This window comes from Streptomyces yangpuensis, from assembly GCF_024666385.1.
Lineage (GTDB): Bacteria > Actinomycetota > Actinomycetes > Streptomycetales > Streptomycetaceae > Streptomyces > Streptomyces yangpuensis.
Genome location: NZ_CP102514.1, coordinates 2716374 through 2731949, shown reverse-complemented (window position 1 = coordinate 2731949; position 15576 = coordinate 2716374). Strand labels below are relative to the sequence as shown.

Annotated in this window: 14 protein-coding genes; 3 read left to right on the top strand and 11 right to left on the bottom strand. The window is 70.5% G+C overall.

Annotation, left to right across the window (positions count from 1 at the left end):
* Positions 1–63: 63 nt before the first annotated feature.
* The 3 genes from orn to NRK68_RS12405 all read right to left on the bottom strand — a co-directional run bounded on the left by orn (position 64) and on the right by NRK68_RS12405 (position 2746).
* Positions 64–666, bottom strand: coding sequence for an oligoribonuclease (gene orn / locus NRK68_RS12415; protein WP_046774806.1), 603 nt, complete (start codon positions 664–666; stop codon positions 64–66).
* Between the two features lie 105 nt (positions 667–771).
* Positions 772–1944, bottom strand: a complete 1173-nt coding sequence (locus tag NRK68_RS12410) for a helix-turn-helix domain-containing protein (protein ID WP_031145357.1) — start codon at positions 1942–1944, stop codon at positions 772–774.
* Between the two features lie 376 nt (positions 1945–2320).
* On the bottom strand, positions 2321–2746 hold the full coding sequence (locus NRK68_RS12405) for a hypothetical protein (protein ID WP_373023517.1): 426 nt from the start codon (positions 2744–2746) through the stop codon (positions 2321–2323).
* Positions 2747–3067: 321 nt separating this feature from the next.
* Here NRK68_RS12405 and NRK68_RS12400 point away from each other — a divergent pair, with 321 nt between their 5' ends.
* Together NRK68_RS12400 and NRK68_RS12395 are read left to right on the top strand one after the other, a co-directional pair.
* Positions 3068–3601, top strand: a complete 534-nt coding sequence (locus NRK68_RS12400; RefSeq protein ID WP_046774807.1) for a universal stress protein — start codon at positions 3068–3070, stop codon at positions 3599–3601.
* Positions 3602–3699: 98 nt separating this feature from the next.
* On the top strand, positions 3700–4269 hold the full coding sequence (locus NRK68_RS12395; RefSeq protein ID WP_257855788.1) for a GPR1/FUN34/YaaH family transporter: 570 nt from the start codon (positions 3700–3702) through the stop codon (positions 4267–4269).
* Between the two features lie 101 nt (positions 4270–4370).
* On the opposite strand, the gene glmS is transcribed toward NRK68_RS12395, so the two are convergent.
* From glmS to NRK68_RS12380, 3 genes are all read right to left on the bottom strand, one after another.
* A complete protein-coding gene (glmS, locus tag NRK68_RS12390) occupies positions 4371–6188 on the bottom strand; it encodes a glutamine--fructose-6-phosphate transaminase (isomerizing) (protein WP_046774809.1) in 1818 nt (605 codons plus the stop codon).
* Positions 6189–6259: 71 nt separating this feature from the next.
* The gene (locus NRK68_RS12385) at positions 6260–6535 is read right to left on the bottom strand and encodes a hypothetical protein (protein ID WP_183065494.1); all 276 of its coding nucleotides are present in this window, start codon (positions 6533–6535) and stop codon (positions 6260–6262) included.
* 97 nt (positions 6536–6632) lie between these two features.
* Positions 6633–7520, bottom strand: coding sequence for a DUF4429 domain-containing protein (locus NRK68_RS12380; protein ID WP_183065493.1), 888 nt, complete (start codon positions 7518–7520; stop codon positions 6633–6635).
* A 51-nt stretch (positions 7521–7571) separates the two neighbouring features.
* Here NRK68_RS12380 and NRK68_RS12375 point away from each other — a divergent pair, with 51 nt between their 5' ends.
* A complete protein-coding gene (locus NRK68_RS12375; protein WP_183065492.1) occupies positions 7572–9152 on the top strand; it encodes a beta-N-acetylhexosaminidase in 1581 nt (526 codons plus the stop codon).
* A gap of 135 nt (positions 9153–9287) precedes the next feature.
* On the opposite strand, the gene NRK68_RS12370 is transcribed toward NRK68_RS12375, so the two are convergent.
* The 5 genes from NRK68_RS12370 to NRK68_RS12350 all read right to left on the bottom strand — a co-directional run bounded on the left by NRK68_RS12370 (position 9288) and on the right by NRK68_RS12350 (position 15485).
* Positions 9288–11069: an IucA/IucC family protein gene (locus NRK68_RS12370; RefSeq protein WP_257855787.1), complete on the bottom strand. Its 1782-nt coding sequence runs from the start codon at positions 11067–11069 to the stop codon at positions 9288–9290.
* The gene (locus NRK68_RS12365) at positions 11066–11653 is read right to left on the bottom strand and encodes a GNAT family N-acetyltransferase (RefSeq protein WP_183065490.1); all 588 of its coding nucleotides are present in this window, start codon (positions 11651–11653) and stop codon (positions 11066–11068) included. Before NRK68_RS12365 ends, NRK68_RS12370 begins: the two co-directional genes overlap by 4 nt.
* Positions 11650–12951, bottom strand: a complete 1302-nt coding sequence (locus tag NRK68_RS12360) for a lysine N(6)-hydroxylase/L-ornithine N(5)-oxygenase family protein (RefSeq protein WP_257855786.1) — start codon at positions 12949–12951, stop codon at positions 11650–11652. The genes NRK68_RS12365 and NRK68_RS12360 overlap by 4 nt, the downstream gene beginning before the upstream one ends.
* Positions 12935–14425 (bottom strand): pyridoxal phosphate-dependent decarboxylase family protein, encoded by a 1491-nt coding sequence (locus NRK68_RS12355; RefSeq protein WP_183065488.1) that lies wholly within the window; start codon positions 14423–14425, stop codon positions 12935–12937. The genes NRK68_RS12360 and NRK68_RS12355 overlap by 17 nt, the downstream gene beginning before the upstream one ends.
* Before the next feature lie 160 nt (positions 14426–14585).
* Positions 14586–15485, bottom strand: coding sequence for a siderophore-interacting protein (locus NRK68_RS12350; RefSeq protein ID WP_257855785.1), 900 nt, complete (start codon positions 15483–15485; stop codon positions 14586–14588).
* Positions 15486–15576: the final 91 nt, after the last annotated feature.

Genomic DNA, 15576 nt, shown 5'->3' with positions numbered 1-15576 from the left:
GTTCAGGAGGGTGCTCGCTCCACCCTTTTCCCGCACCCCCTCCGGAGGGGTCGGGCAGGACGCCTACGCGCCCGGCGCCGTGTGCTTGGCGGCGATGCTGCGGGCCGTGTCCGAGTCGGGTCCGGGCTGCGGCACGAAGACGGCCTCCCGGTAGTAGCGCAGCTCGGTGATGGAGTCCTTGATGTCGGCCAGCGCCCGGTGGTTGCCGTTCTTGGGGGGGCTGTTGAAGTACGCCCGCGGATACCAGCGGCGCGCCAGCTCCTTGACCGAGGACACGTCCACGATCCGGTAGTGCAGGTAGCTCTCCAGCGCGGCCATGTCGCGCAGCAGGAAGCCGCGGTCGGTGCCGACCGAGTTCCCGCAGAGCGGTGCCTTGCGCGGTTCCTTCACGTGCTCCCGTACGTACGCCAGGACCTGCGCCTCGGCGTCCGCGAGGGTGGTTCCGCCGGCCAGCTCGTCCAGCAGGCCGGAGGCGGTGTGCATCTCGCGGACCACGTCGGGCATGGTCTCCAGGGCACGGTCCGGCGGGCGGATCACGATGTCCACGCCCTCGCCGAGCACGTTGAGTTCCGAGTCGGTGACCAGCGCGGCCACCTCGATAAGTGCGTCGTCCGTCAACGAGAGCCCGGTCATCTCGCAGTCGATCCACACCATGCGATCGTTCATGTGTCCCACCTTATGCGGTCCCCTGCGGAGCCGACCGCATATGCGGAAGGTCCCCCATCGGCGGTGACCGATGGAGGACCTTCGCTGTCGTACCCGTTGTGGGGGTTACGCGTGTTCCCGCAGGACCCGGTTCGGGGCGTACAGCTCCGTCACCGTGGGGCCCGCCGCGGCCAGGGCCGCCGCCGCCCGGTGGGGCTGCGGAGTGCGCTGGTGCGGCACCGGTCCCGTGGAGATCTCGGCCACCTGTGCCACGTCGGCCTGCGGCCGGCGTGCCCGGTAGGCCGAGCGGTAGGCGGCCGGGGAGGACCCCAGCTGCCGCCGGAAGTGACCGCGCAGGGCGACCGGCGAGCGGAACCCGCAGCGTCCGGCGACCTCGTCGACCGAGTAGTCGGAGGTCTCCAGCAGCCGCTGGGCCTGGAGCACCCGCTGCGTGATCAGCCACTGGAGCGGCGCGCTGCCGGTGAGCGAGCGGAACCGCCGGTCGAAGGTACGCCGGCTCATGTAGGCGCGGGCGGCCAGCGTCTCCACGTCGAACTGCTCGTGGAGGTGTTCCAGTGCCCAGGCGACGACCTCGGCCAGCGGGTCGGCGCCGATCTCCTCCGGCAGCGACCGGTCGAGGTAGCGCTCCTGGCCGCCCGTGCGGCGCGGCGGCACGACGAGCCTGCGGGCCAGGGCCCCGGCCGCCTCGCTGCCGTGGTCGGTGCGCACGATGTGCAGGCAGAGGTCGATTCCGGCCGCCGTGCCCGCGGACGTGAGCACGTCGCCGTCGTCGACGAACAGTTCGCGCGGATCGACGTGGACGGACGGGTAGCGCTTGGCCAGCGTCGGCGCGTACATCCAGTGCGTCGTCGCGGGCCGGCCGTCCAGCAGACCGGCGGCCGCGAGCACGAACGCCCCGGTGCACAGTCCGACGATCCGGGCCCCCTCCTCGTGCGCCAGACGCAGTGCGTCGAGCGCCTCCGGAGGCGGCGGTGAAGTGATGGAACGCCAGGCGGGCACGACGACCGTGCCTGCCCGGGCGATCGCCTCCAACCCGTACGGCGCGGTCAGTTCGAGTCCGCCGGTGGTCCTGAGCGGACCGTCCTCACCGGCGCACACGAGCAGTCGGTAGCGTGGAACTCCCGCGTCCTGCCGGTCAATGCCGAACACGGATAGTGGAATGGAGCTCTCGAAGATCGGTCCGCCGCTGAAGAGCAGCACCGCGACGATCTCCCTGCGGCGACGCCCCGCGAGCTTCCGGCCGGCGTCTGCGACGACGGCGGTGGAATCCTGGCTCATGGCGCTAAGCCCCCCTTGGGTGTCGCGACTCCTTGGTCTGGTCGCACCTGCACGTTTCCCCTCGGCCTTGCACGTGGATCCCCCGCCGTAAATACATGATCGAATCTACTGCGTCCCGTGGTGTCGGCGTGACAAGTTCAGCACGCAGCGCTATGTCGACTTCTCAACTTGGCGAAAAGCATTCGATCAGGAAGGGTTCCACTCCGCTACCCGGGTGGGAAGCGCCCAACGCGGCTGTGGCCAGTACGCATAGGGCCAAAACGCCCCCCGGCGAGTGTCGTCGCTGGTGGTGAGGGGGTCGGGGGGACATTCCGGCAAAGGGGGAGCCCTGCCGGGAAGTTGGCTGAAAATATGCGGGTGTGGGTGTGCGAATGAGTCAGTCGTGCGGGGACGCGGAGTCGGAGGTGCGGCAGCCCCGGCGGCCCGCCGGGCCGCCGCGCGAGCGCCGGCGGTGGTGCGCCGAGGCGAGCCGCTCCTGCGCCGGGACCCGGGCCGCGACCCGCTCCGAATGCCGCAGCAGGACCAGGCAGGCGGCCGTCACGACGAACAGGCCGAGGGTGGCGACCGCCGCCCCGCCGAAGGACGTTCCGTAGACGACGAGGACCACCGGGACGAGCAGGCAGCTGAAGGCCGCCCAGCGCACGACGTCACCGGCGGGGTCGTCGTGCGCGCGTCCGGAGGACTGCACGGACGGGTGAAGCGGCTGCCGCGGCGAGGCGGTGAAGTGCGGGCTCGGGTCGGGGAAGTGGGCGGACCGGGCCGGCTGGGCCGGCTGGTCGGGGTGAACCGGATGGCCGGGCACGGCGTACTCCCTGCGGGCTCTTCCTGAACGGTCGGACGCATGTCCAACGCCGCCCGGCGGGCTCGGTCACTGCGCGCACGGGTGGCAACTCCCCGTCTCGTCACTGGCTGTAGGGGGCAGCGGACATTGCCAAGGCGCCCGCGCTCCGGCATGCTCCCTGGGACGCTCTCCAAGTGCGGCAAGCCCTGGGCAGGACAGGAGTGTCGCCGTACCCTGGTGGGTATGGGCTTGGGAAGATGCTTCCCGGACAGAGCTCCGTCACACTGCGTCGCCGATTTCGCCCCTGTTGCTTCCTCCAAGAACCTCTTCGCCGAGACACCCATGGCCGGTCACGAATTCCCCGAACCCGCGGACCGCAAGCGCAAACGGCTCGCCGACCCCGCGTCGGCCGCCGAGCTGCGCGCGGTGGAACAGACGCACTCCCCCTGCGACCCGGCCTTCCGGCACGGCGTCGTGGTGGGATTCGACGGATCGACGTCCAGTGAGCGCGCGCTCGCGTACGCGATCGGTATGGCCCGCCGCTCCGGATCGGGTCTGATCATCGTCCATGTCGCCAACCGGCTTCCCACCACCGTGTGGGCCGGCTGCGAGCCGCCCGTCTTCGTGGACGTGCCGGACCATCGCACCGAGGTGCTCGGACTGGAGCTGGCCTGCGCCGACTACTTGGCCGAAGTGCCATGGATCCTGGTCGAGCGCGGCGGTGACATCTGCCATGAGCTGGAGGAGGTCGGCCGGGAGTATTCGGCCGACGCCATCGTGGTGGGCTCCACCCACGGGATCGTCGGCCGGATCTTCGGCTCGGTCGCCGGGCGGCTCGCCAAGCGCGCACAGCGACCGGTTGTTGTCATTCCGTGACCGGGTGTTAAGCCGATTGTGCGGTTGTGCCCTCGTGTAAAGGGTAGATAAATGCTGCTGGGACGCAGCAAACAACTGCAGATCGAAGGGAGCCCGCCGTGGACAATGGTGTCTCTGCGGGAAGCACGGCCTCGACTTCGACCCTCGGGAACATCGCCCTGGGTCTCACCCTTCTCGCATTCGGTATCGGCCACACCGGTGTCATCGACGGTGTGTCCGCTGCCGGCTCCGTGTCGCTCGCGATGTACGTCGGCGGCGCCGCCCTCTTCCTCCTGGGTCTCCTGGAGTACCGCGGCGGCGACGGGTTCAACGGCACCGCGTTCGCGGGCCTCGGCGTCTTCTGGTTCACGTGGGCCAAGGGCGCGGGCGGCTCTGCCTCGGACGAGGCCGCCGGAACGTTTCTTGTCCTCTTCGCGATGCTCGCGCTGACCCTCACGGTCGCCGCCGCGAGCGGTCTGTTCGGTCAGGGCGTCTACGCCCTCCTGACCCTCTCCCTCCTCCTGCTGGCCATCGCCTCCTTCGTGGACAACGGCGCACTGGCCAAGGCGGGCGGCTGGGTCGCCGCCGTCTCCGGACTGCTGGCCTGGTACGGGGCCACCGCGGCCCTGGCGGACTGGCCGATGGCCTTCGGCAGGGCAGGGCGCAGCGGCGCGGTCGCCGCGGGCTGATCACGGCACGCAGGAGCCCCCGTGCGCGCGGTGCGCACGGGGGCTCCCGTGTGTCCGGTGACAGCTGTCCGGTGACGGCTGTCCGCTGACGGCCGGGGCTGCTACTCGACGGTGACCGACTTGGCCAGGTTGCGCGGCTTGTCGATGTCCCGGCCCATGGCCAGGGCGGTGTGGTAGGCCAGCAGCTGGAGCGGGATGCCCATGAGGATCGGGTCCAGCTCGTCCTCGTTCTTCGGGACCACGATGGTGTGGTCCGCCTTCTCCTGCTCGCGGTGGGCGACGGCGAGGATCCGGCCGCTGCGCGCCTTGATCTCCTCCAGCGCCGCGCGGTTCTTCTCCAGCAGGTCGTCGTCGGGGACGATGGCGACGGTCGGCAGCGAGGGCTCGATCAGGGCCAGCGGGCCGTGCTTGAGCTCGGAGGCGGGGTAGGCCTCGGCGTGGATGTAGGAGATCTCCTTCAGCTTGAGGGAGGCCTCCAGCGCCACCGGGTAGCCGCGCACCCGGCCGATGAACATCATCGACTTGGCCTCGGCGAACTCGGCCGCGAGCTTCTTGATGTCCTCTTCACCGTCGAGGATCTCCTGGATCTGCGCGGGCAGCTTGCGCAGGCCGTCGATGATCCGCTTGCCGTCGGTGACCGAGAGGTCCCGGATGCGGCCCAGGTGCACGGCGAGCAGCGCGAAGGCCACGACCGTGTTGGTGAAGCACTTGGTGGAGACGACGCAGACCTCGGGGCCGGCGTGGACGTACACGCCGCCGTCGGCCTCGCGGGCGATGGCGGAGCCGACCACGTTGACCACGCCGAGGACGCGGGCGCCCTTGCGCTTGAGCTCCTGCACGGCCGCGAGCACGTCGTAGGTCTCACCGGACTGGGAGACCGCGATGTAGAGGGTGTCGGGGTCCACGACCGGGTTGCGGTAGCGGAACTCCGAGGCCGGCTCGGCGTCGGCGGGGATGCGGGCCATGCCCTCGATGAGGCCGGCGCCGATCAGGCCCGCGTGGTACGAGGTGCCGCAGCCCAGGATCTTGACCCGGCGGATGCCGCGCGCCTCGCGCGGGTCCAGGTTCAGGCCGCCCAGGTGGACCGTGTTGAAGCGGTCGTCGATCCGGCCGCGCAGCACGCGGTCGACCGCGTCGGGCTGCTCGGAGATCTCCTTGTGCATGTAGGTGTCGTGGCCGCCCATGTCGTAGGAGGCGGCCTCCCACTCCACGGTCTCCGGAGTGGAGTTCGTCGTCGTGCCGCTCGTGGTGTACGTGCGGAAGTCGTCGGCCTTCAGGGTGGCCATCTCGCCGTCGTTCAGGGTGACGACCTGGCGGGTGTGGGCGATCAGCGCGGCGACGTCGGAGGCGACCAGCATCTCCTTCTCGCCGATGCCGAGGATGACCGGCGAGCCGTTGCGGGCGACGACGATGCGGTCGGTGAAGTCGGCGTGCATCACGGCGATGCCGTAGGTGCCGTCGATCGCCTTGACGGCCTCGCGGACCTTCTCCTCCAGGGTGTCGGCCTGGGAGCGGGCGATCAGGTGGGTGATGACCTCGGTGTCGGTCTCGGAGGCGAAGACGACGCCCTCGGCCTCCAGCTTGGCGCGGAGCTCGGCGGCGTTGTCGACGATGCCGTTGTGGACGACGGCGACCTTGTTCTCCGGGTCCAGGTGCGGGTGCGAGTTGACGTCGCTCGGGGCGCCGTGCGTGGCCCAGCGGGTGTGCGCGATGCCGGTGGTGCCGGCGAAGCGCTTGGGGACGCGGGCCTCGAGGTCGCGGACGCGGCCCTTGGCCTTGACCATCTTGAGCGCGCCGGCCTTCGGGCTGTTCACGACGATGCCCGCGGAGTCGTAGCCGCGGTATTCCAGCCGCGCCAGGCCCTCCAGCAGCAGCGGTGCGACATCACGCTTTCCGATGTAACCGACGATTCCGCACATACGGTCCTGCCCCTCCTGAAGTTCGGTTCGTGTACCCGTCACCCGCCCGCGGCCGCTCCGGCGGCGGCCGGTCAGCCGTAGACGATGCGGCGCAGCTGCCGGAGCGAGAGCTCCGGAGGCGCCACGGCGCGGTGCGGCAGTTCGGCCGCGATCCGCTCGAAGATCTCCGCGTTCACGGCTCCGCCGGCCTGCAGTTCGCGGTGGCGGCGGCGGACGAAGTCCTCCGTCGTCTCGTCGAAGTAGGCGAGCACGTCGAGGATCACCCGGGCCGCTTCGCCCCGCTGCAGCGAGGTGCTGCGCACCAGGTGTTCGACGAGATCGTCATAGGACGGGCGGCGGTCGAGCACCCGTAGATACTGACGGTTCCGGCCCTCCAACGCAAAGATCCTGCCCGATTTCGGGCAGGATCTCTCTGGTCTGGACCAGCGGAATGGATGCATCCGGTCAGAATCTACGCAAAACGGCCTGCTTGGCCGCGGTGAACTCGTCGGCAGTGAGCACTCCCGTCTGGTGCAGCTCCCCCAGCTCCCGCAGCCGGCGCAGCAGTGCGTCGTGGTCCTCCGCGACCGTGGCGGCCGGCGCGGCGAGCTCCTTCGCCGGGACGTCCTCGGCGGCCCGGTCCTGCGCGGGCCCGGCCGGGTGCGGCAGCCGCAGCGCCACCGCCGCGGCGACCAGCGCCATCAGCGGGTCCTTCTTGAAGCCGAACAGCTCCACCGTGTACGGGTCGTACTTGGGCGCGGCGGGCTGGGACGCGCCGGCCAGGCCGAAGCGGAGCCAGCCGTTCTCCAGCCCCTTCGCCGGCGCCCACTCCACCGTCCGCAGGTCCGTGACCCGGAACTCGCGCGGCCCGCCGGAGCGCTTGGCCTCCTCGGTCGTCCAGTTCCACTCCAGGGCGACGCGGTCGCCGTCGAAGGTGACGGTCCCGTCGCCCGCGCCCACCGCTATCGGCACGGTCGGGCCGGGCAGCAGGTAGCTCTCCGAGGGACCCGGATCCACCTGCTCCAGCAGCAGGGCGTTGCGCACCGCGTCCACGAAGTACTCCGCGACCCCCGTCCGGTCCGGCTCCACGCTCAGCCGGTACGGGTCGGAGGCCTCCGGCAGCCGCCCGCCCGTCACGTGGGTCAGCGCGTCGGCCCCCTCGCGCAGCCGCAGCCGCAGCCGCCCGGCCTTGCGGCCGGGCTCGTAGGAGATCCCCGCGAGCGCGCGCAACGGCACGACCACCTCACCCAGGGTCTGCCGCAGCAACCCCACCCCCTTGTCGCGACCGGGCACGATGCGCACCGCGTCGCCGTCGAACGTCCAGGTTCCGTCCTTCTGGATGATTTCCGCCATTCGGCGATTCTCCCACCGCGCACGGCGGGCCAGTTGGCCTATACCTGGCACATGAGAGTCCTGCGACGCGCGCTCGGCACCCTCCTCGTCCTCGGTGCCGTCTCCTGCACCGCCGCCCACGGCGACGACGCGAGCGCCGGTGACGACCCGCCCGCGGCCCTCAGCCCCTTCGAACAGCTCCTGCCGGCGCCGGTCTCCGCGCGCGCCGCCGGGCCCGGCTACTCCTTCGGGCCGGGCACGGTCATCCGTACGGGGCCGGGCGCGGGCGAGGAGGTCCGCAGGGTGGGCGAGCTCCTCGCGGAGCAGCTGCGCGGCCCGAGCGGGCTGCCGCTGCCGGTGACCGTCGGGGCGCGGGGGGACGGGATCCGGCTCAGGATCGACGCGGCGGCCGACGGGGTCGGGGAGGAGGGGTACCGGCTGGTGTCCGGGCCGAGCGGGGTCGACCTTGTCGCGCGGACCCCGGCCGGACTCTTCCGCGCGGGCCAGACCCTGCGTCAGCTGGTGCCCGTAACGGGGCCCGGGACGGTGCCGGGCGGCACGGTCACCGACCGGCCGCGCTTCGCCCACCGGGGAGCCATGGTCGACATCGCACGGCACTTCTTCACGGTGGAGCAGGTGAAGCGGTACGTGGACCAGCTCGCCCAGTACAAGATCAACACGTTGCACGTGCACCTCACCGACGACCAGGGGTGGCGGCTGGCCATCGACTCCTGGCCGCGGCTGGCGCAGTACGGCGGCGCGAGCGAGGTCGGCGGCGGGCCGGGCGGCCACTGGACCAAGGACGAGTACCGCGAGCTGGTGGCGTACGCGGGCGAGCGGTACGTGGACGTGGTCCCGGAGATCGACATGCCGGGGCACACCAACGCGGCGCTGGCCTCCTACGCCGAGCTGAACTGCGACGGGAAGGCGCCGCCCCGGTACACCGGGACCAAGGTCGGCTTCAGCTCGCTGTGCGTGGCGAAGGAGCGGACGTACGAGTTCGTCGACGAGGTGCTCGGGGAGCTGGCGGAGCTGACGCCCGGCCGCTACCTGCACATCGGCGGCGACGAGGCGCACGCGACGCCGGCGGCGGACTACGCGGCCTTCATGGACCGGGCCCAGGAGGTGGTGGGCCGCCACGGCAAGACGGTGGTGGCCTGGCACCAGCTGGCATCGGCGCGGCCGGCGGCCGGGGCGGTGCTCCAGTACTGGGGGCACGACAAGACCTCCGCCGCGGACCGGTCGGCCGTGGCGGCGGCGGCGAAGGCCGGGCACCCGCTGATCCTGTCGCCCGCGGACCGGGTGTACCTGGACATGAAGTACGAGGCGGCGACGAAGCCGGGGCTGTCGTGGGCCGGCCACGTCCCGGTCGCCCGGTCGTACTCCTGGGACCCGGGGACCTACCTGGCCGGGGTGCCGGAGTCGGCGGTGCTCGGGGTGGAGGCCCCGCTGTGGACGGAGAACGTCGCGACGCGGGCCGAGTGGGAACTGATGGCGTTCCCGAGGGTGCTGGGCCTGGCGGAGCTGGGCTGGTCCCCGGCGGCCGCCCTCGACTGGACCGCGTACAGCCGCCGCCTCGCGGCGCAGGCGCCCCGCCTGGACGCCCAGGGCATCGGCTACCACCGCGCCCCGGACGTCCCGTGGACGCGCTGACCACGCGGCCGTCGCCCGGGCACGGCGAAGGCGTGACCGCGACGAGGGCCTTTTCGACGTCGCGGTCACGCCGTCACACGGTCGGCGCGGGGGAGGTGCCGAGGGACCGTATCGGCACCTCCCCCGCCCCGTGTCTCACCGTCGGGCGAAGGCCGCGACGGGGTTCTTGAGGCTGCCGATCAGCTGGAGCGCGGCGGACGGGTCGGAGAGGTCGACCATCTGCTTGTTGTTGCGCAGCTGGAGGCGGTTGAGGCAGGACAGCTGGAACTCCTCGGCGAAGAAGTCGTAGCGCTCGAACTTCTCCGCCAGGGCCGGCATGGACTCCTGGTAGTCGTGGGCGCAGTCGGCCACGGCCCGCCAGAAGGTCTCCTCGGTGCAGATGCCCTCCGTGACGAGGATGGAGGACAGGAAGCGGAAGAAGCAGTCGAAGACGTCGGTGAAGATCGACAGCAGCTTCATGTCCTCCGGGACGTCCGCCCGGATCCGCTCGACCGCGGGCGGCAGCACCGCGTCCGCGTCCATGATGACGATCTCCTCGGCGATGTCCTTGAAGATCGCACGCTGTACGACGCCGTCCTTGATGACGAGGATGGTGTTCTCGCCGTGCGGCATGTACGCGAGGTCGTACTGGTAGAAGCAGTGCACCAGCGGCAGCAGGTACGCGCGCAGGTAGGGCTTCAGCCACTCGGCCGGGGTGAGGCCGGACTCCTCGATGAGGGCGCCGACGAAGGACCTGCCCTCGGCGTCCACGTGGAGGAGCGAGGCCATGGTGGCCAGGCGCTCGCCGTCCCCGAGGGAGTTCACGGGGGATTCGCGCCACAGGGCCGCCAGCATCTTGCGGTACGGCGAGTAGCGGTCGGTGGCGCGCTCGTACTGCAGGTGCCGGTAGCCGATCGCCGCCCGCTCGCGGATGATCGAGAAGTCGACGGACTGAAGAACCTCGTCGGACTCGATCAGCTGGTGCAGCCAGTCGTTGATGGCGGGGGTGGCCTCCATGTAGGCGGCCGACAGGCCCCGCATGAAGCCCATGTTCAGGACGGAGATGGCCGTCTTGACGTAGTGCTTGGTCGGGGTGGTGGTGTTGAAGAAGGTACGGATCGACTGCTGCGGGAGGTAGGCGTCCTCGCCCTCGCCGAGCAGCACCAGCCGGCGGCCCGCGATCTCCGCGGCGAAGGTGATCGTGGTCTTGTTCCACCACTGCCAGGGGTGGACCGGGAAGAGCAGGTAGTCCGCCGGGTCCAGGTCCAGCGAGCGCAGCTTCGCCGCGAACAGGTCGACCGCGGCGTCGCCGAGCTCGGCGCGCATGAAGCTGTCGTGCTCCAGGCCGGCGCCGGCCGTGAACGTGGCGACGTCCTTGTGCGCGGCGGCCCAGATCAGGTGGACCGGGTTCGCGGCCTCCGGGGCGTACGCGTGGTACTCGTGCACCCCGAAGCCGAGCCGGCCGTTGTTGGCGACGAAGCAGGGGTGACCCTCGGTCATGCCGGTCTCGATGTCCTGGAAGGAGGACTTGGCCAGCACGGCGGCGGAGATCTGCGGCTTGGTGTACTTGAAGGCCGAGCCCGCCAGGGTGGAGGAGATCTCCTCCAGGTAGACCGGCATGACCTCTGCGCTCAGCCCCAGGGTCTGCTGGAACTCGATGTGGAAGTCGAGGGCGTCCAGCGGCAGCGACTGCCCGTCCCGCAGCCGGGTGAGGGTGGCCTCGTCCACCGACCAGTGGTCGAGGACCTGCCGGGCGGCGTCGAAGTGGTACTCCACCGCGCCGTCGTCGGAGACGACCGAGTAGCGGTCGCCGCCGAGGGAGACGGGGGTCAGCAGGCGCTCGTGCGCGAACTCGGCGATGGCCTTGCGGACCAGGGCGCGGTTGGCGCGGGCCCACAGCTCGGGGGCGAGGTGGGAGACGGTGTCGGTGAGGCTCATATCGACACCCCCTGGGCGATGCCGGTGGCGGCCTCGAACTGCGCGCGGGTGCAGAAGCTCAGCAGCGCTTCCTTCTCCGGCTTGGTGACCTGGCGCTCCGGCACGAAGCCGACGACCGCGTTCAGGGCGTGCACGGCGGTGTTGGCGACGTCCGGCTCGACGACGACGCGCGCGGTGGCCGGGTCGGCGAAGATCGCGGCCATGACGGTCGTGATGACCGCCCGGGTGAAGCCGTGCAGCGGCCGGTCGCTGGGCGCGACGAGGAAGTGCATGCCGACGTCGCCCGGCTGGGCGTCGTACAGGCCGACCAGTTCCAGCTCGCTGGGGTCGTAGGTCTCCATCAGGAAGGCCGGGCGGCCCTCGTGCAGGCCGATGTAGGCCTGGTGGTGCTCGTGGGCCGTGATGCGCATGTACTCGCGCTCGACGTCCGGCAGCGAGGCGTCCTGCATCATCCAGAACGAGGCCTTGGGGTGCGTGACCCAGCCGTGGAGCAGCTCCGCGTCGGCGAAGGGGTCCAGCGGGCGGATCGCGAAGTCCCCGAGGACGGAGTCCGTCCTGGAGTAGAGGGTGTCGGTGGTGCTCATGCGTGGGTGCCTTCCGGGGCGGCGAACTGCTGGAACGCGATGGACTTCTCGACCTTGTAGTACTCGCGGCCGAGCAGCTCACCGACGAGATACGCGTTGCGGTACGCGGCCATGCCCAGGTCGGGGGAGGTCAGGGAGTGGTTGTGGGTGGTGCCGTTCTGGAGGTACACCTCACGGCCCGTGGTGTCGACGCTGTAGTTGCGGGCGGCGTCGAGGCGGCCGCGGCCGTCGAAGTTCAGCCGGTCGCGTACCGGGTTCAGGAAGTCGGGGGTCCGGTACTTGTAGCCGGTGGCCAGGACCAGGCCCTCGGTGCTGAGGGAGAAGTCCCGCTCCTGCTCCTCCTGGCGCAGCCCCAGGGTGTAGGTGCCCGTGGTGGTGTCGTACGCCGTGCTGTTCAGCGAGGTGTTGGTCAGCAGGGTCGTGGGCACCGTGCCCGGCATGGTGATCTTCTTCTGGTAGAGCAGGTCGAAGATGGCGTTGATCAGGTCGCCGTCGATGCCCTTGAAGAGGTTCTTCTGCTGCGTCTCCAGCCGGTAGCGGGTGTCCTCGGGGAGGGCGTGGAAGTAGTCCACGTACTCGGGGGAGGTCATCTCCAGCGTCAGCTTGGTGTACTCCAGCGGGAAGAAGCGCGGGGAGCGCGTGACCCAGTTGAGCTGGTAGCCGTACACGTCGATCTCGGCGAGGAGGTCGTAGTAGATCTCCGCGGCGCTCTGGCCGGAGCCGATCAGGGTGATGGACTTCTTCTTCTGCAGCTCCGCCTTGTTGGGCATGTAGGCGGCGTTGTGCAGGAAGTCGCCACCGAGGCCGGCGCAGGCCTCCGGGACGTACGGGGTGGTGCCGGTGCCCAGGACGAGGCGGCGGGCGCGGTGGGTCTCGCCCCGGTCGGTGCGGACCTCGTAGAGGGCGGCGGCCTCGTCGTAGGTGACCTCGGTGACGGAGGTGGAGTACAGGACGTTGTCGAGGCGGTCGGCGGCCCAGCGGCAGTAGTCGTTGTACTCGGCGCGCAGCGGGTAGAAGTTCTCCCGGATGTAGAAGGAGTACAGCCGGTCCTGGTCCTTCAGGTAGTTCAGGAAGGAGAAGGGCGACGTCGGGTCGGCGAGGGTGACCAGGTCCGACATGAAGGGCGTCTGGAGGTGCGCGCCGTCCAGGAACATCCCCGCGTGCCACTCGAAGTGCGGCTTCGACTCGATGAACAGGCCGTTCAGCTCGTCGATCGGCGCGGTCAGGCAGGCCAGCCCCAGGTTGAAGGGACCGAGGCCGATGCCGATGAAGTCGTGGGGCTCAGTGGTGGACGGCAAGGGATTCTCCCAGGAACTGCTCGGCGTGTGCGGCGAGGAGGTCGAGGACGGCGGTGATGTCGGCCGTCGTGGTCTGCGGGTTGAGGAGGGTGAACTTCAGGTACTGCTTCCCGTCCACCTTGGTGCCGGCGACGACGGCCTCACCGGAGGCGAAGAGCGCCTTGCGGGCGTGGAGCTGGGCCTCGTCGAGGAGTTCCGCGGGAACGTCCTCGCCGGGCAGGAAGCGGAAGACCAGGGTGGAGATCTGCGGTGCGACGACGACCTCGAAGCGCGGGTCGGCCGTGATGAGGTCGTAGCCGGCGGCGGCGAGGTCGATGACCTCGTCGAAGAGCGAGCCGATGCCGTCGGCGCCCATGATGCGCAGCGTCATCCAGAGCTTGAGGGCGTCGAAGCGGCGCGTGGTCTGGATGGACTTGTCGACCTGGTTGGGGATCCGCTCCTCGGCCATGCGCCGCGGGTTGAGGTAGTCCGCGTGGTACGTGGCGTGCTTGAGGGTGTCGCGGTCGCGGACCAGCATCGCGCTGGAGCTGACGGGCTGGAAGAACGACTTGTGGTAGTCGACCGTGACCGAGTCGGCGTGCTCGATGCCGTCGAGGAGGTGCCGGCGGGTGGGGGAGACCAGCAGTCCGCAGCCGTAGGCGGCGTCCACGTGCATCCACGCGGAGTGCTCGGCGGTCAGGCGGGCGATCTCGGGGAGCGGGTCGATGGACCCGAAGTCGGTGGTGCCGGCGGTGGCGACGACGGCCATGGGGAAGAGGCCCTCGGCGGCGCACTCCTCCAGCTCCAGCGCGAGGACGGAGGTGTCCATGCGGCGGTTGCGGTCGACGGGTACGGAGATGACGGCCTCGTAGCCGAGACCCAGCATGGCGGCGGACTTCTGCACGCTGAAGTGGCTGGCCTCGGAGGTGAAGATGCGCAGCTTCGGGAGGAGTTCGGCCTTGGTCAGGCCGATCCCGGCGTCCATGGCGCGCTTCATGACGGTGCGGCAGGCCTCGTCGCGGGCCAGCAGCAGGGCGTGGAAGTTGGACTGGCTGCCACCGGAGGTGAAGATGCCGTCCGCCTTCTCCCCGAGGCCGATGCGGCGGGTGGTCCAGTCGATGAGGCGGCGCTCGATGAGCGTGCCGCCGATGGACTGGTCCCAGGTGTCGAGGGAGGAGTTGACGGCGGCCATGACGGCCTCGCCGACCACCGCGGGGATGACTACGGGGCAGTTGAGGTGGCCCAGGTAGCGCGGGTGGTGGAAGTAGACGGCGTCGCGGAGGTAGACGTCCTCCAGCTCGGCGAGCGCGGCGGAGGAGTCGCCGAGCGGGGTGTCGAGGTCGATCCCGTCGATGACCGGGGCGAGTTCGTCCACGGATATGCCGGTGTGGGGCCGCTCGGTGGTGGCGAGCTTGGCGGCGACGCGGTCGACGCTCTCGGTGACGGAACGGCGGTAGATGTCCGCGGTCGTCTCGTTCAGCAGATGCCGACGCATCAACTTTCCTCCGGGCAGGGGGGAGATGGGGAGGGTGGGGTGTGTGATGTTTAGGTTAGCCTAACCTAAACAAAATGGCCAAATGGCGATGGACCCTGGTTTCGACCAGGGTCCATCTCGAACTGCCATGTGGCGAAGGGGAGCTGACGGGGAGACGCCCCTACAGCTCGGAGGCGGGGTCCTCGCTGGGCGCCTGGCCCGCGTACGCCTCGGCGAGGAGCTGCTCCTCGCTCGCACCGAGTCGCCAGTAGCCGGTGAAGCGCACCGAGCGGCGGTCGACGGATCGTTCCTGCACGAAGTGGCGGCGCACCGCGCGCACGGTGCCGGCCTCGCCCGCCAGCCATACGTACGGGGCCTCGGCGGCCGGTGCCCCGGCCGAGCGGAGCGCGTCCAGGACCCGTCCGCTCCGTTCCCGGTCGTCGCCCTCGCGCACGATCCAGGTGATGTCCGCGTCGGCGGGCGTGTCCAGTTGAAGCCGGTCGTCCTCGTGCGGGACCTCGAACCAGGCCCGGACCCGCAGGCCCGCGGGCAGCCGCTCCAGGATCGCGGCCGCGGCCGGCACGGCGGTCTCGTCCGCGTACATCCAGACCGCGTCGGCGTCGGCCGGGGCCTGGAAGCGTACGGACTTGTTCTCCGCGACGGCCGGGCCGATCGCGAGGATCCGGCGGCCGGCGCTCGCGCGACCGGCCCAGTGGGAGGCGGGGGAGGAGTCTCCGTGCAGGACGAAGTCGATGTCGACCTCGACCGCGCCCGCCTCGTCACGGCGCTGCTCGCGCACGGTGTAGGAGCGCATGACCGGCCGTTCCTCGTCCGGCATGCCGCGCCAGGCGGCGAACCAGGTGTCCTCGTCGGTGGACGGGAGCTCGGTGTGCTCCACGCCGGACGGGGGCAGGAAGAGCGACAGGCTCTGGTCGAAGCCTCCCGAGCGGAAATCCGTGAGGGACTCCCCGCCGAACGTGACCCGCAGGAACGAGTGGCCCAGGCGGCGGGTGCGGAGCACTTCGAGCGCGAAGAAGCGGAAGTGCGCCACGGCCGGGGTGTCGGACGCGGTGACGGTCATGCGGAAGTCCCCCTGGAAGTCGGTACGGCCTCGGACGTGCCCAGGGCGTGTCCGTGCGGACACGCCCCGGGGGCGGGCGCCCGGGTCACCG

Bases quoted from the DNA above. Each gene is read 5' to 3' on its own strand.
- orn (WP_046774806.1), bottom strand. From the start codon at position 666: ATGAACGATCGCATGGTGTGGATCGACTGCGAGATGACCGGGCTCTCG.
- NRK68_RS12410 (WP_031145357.1), bottom strand. From the start codon at position 1,944: ATGAGCCAGGATTCCACCGCCGTCGTCGCAGACGCCGGCCGGAAGCTC.
- NRK68_RS12400 (WP_046774807.1), top strand. From the start codon at position 3,068: ATGGCCGGTCACGAATTCCCCGAACCCGCGGACCGCAAGCGCAAACGG.
- glmS (WP_046774809.1), bottom strand. From the start codon at position 6,188: ATGTGCGGAATCGTCGGTTACATCGGAAAGCGTGATGTCGCACCGCTG.
- NRK68_RS12380 (WP_183065493.1), bottom strand. From the start codon at position 7,520: ATGGCGGAAATCATCCAGAAGGACGGAACCTGGACGTTCGACGGCGAC.
- NRK68_RS12375 (WP_183065492.1), top strand. From the start codon at position 7,572: ATGAGAGTCCTGCGACGCGCGCTCGGCACCCTCCTCGTCCTCGGTGCC.
- NRK68_RS12370 (WP_257855787.1), bottom strand. From the start codon at position 11,069: ATGAGCCTCACCGACACCGTCTCCCACCTCGCCCCCGAGCTGTGGGCC.
- NRK68_RS12365 (WP_183065490.1), bottom strand. From the start codon at position 11,653: ATGAGCACCACCGACACCCTCTACTCCAGGACGGACTCCGTCCTCGGG.
- NRK68_RS12355 (WP_183065488.1), bottom strand. From the start codon at position 14,425: ATGCGTCGGCATCTGCTGAACGAGACGACCGCGGACATCTACCGCCGT.
- NRK68_RS12350 (WP_257855785.1), bottom strand. From the start codon at position 15,485: ATGACCGTCACCGCGTCCGACACCCCGGCCGTGGCGCACTTCCGCTTC.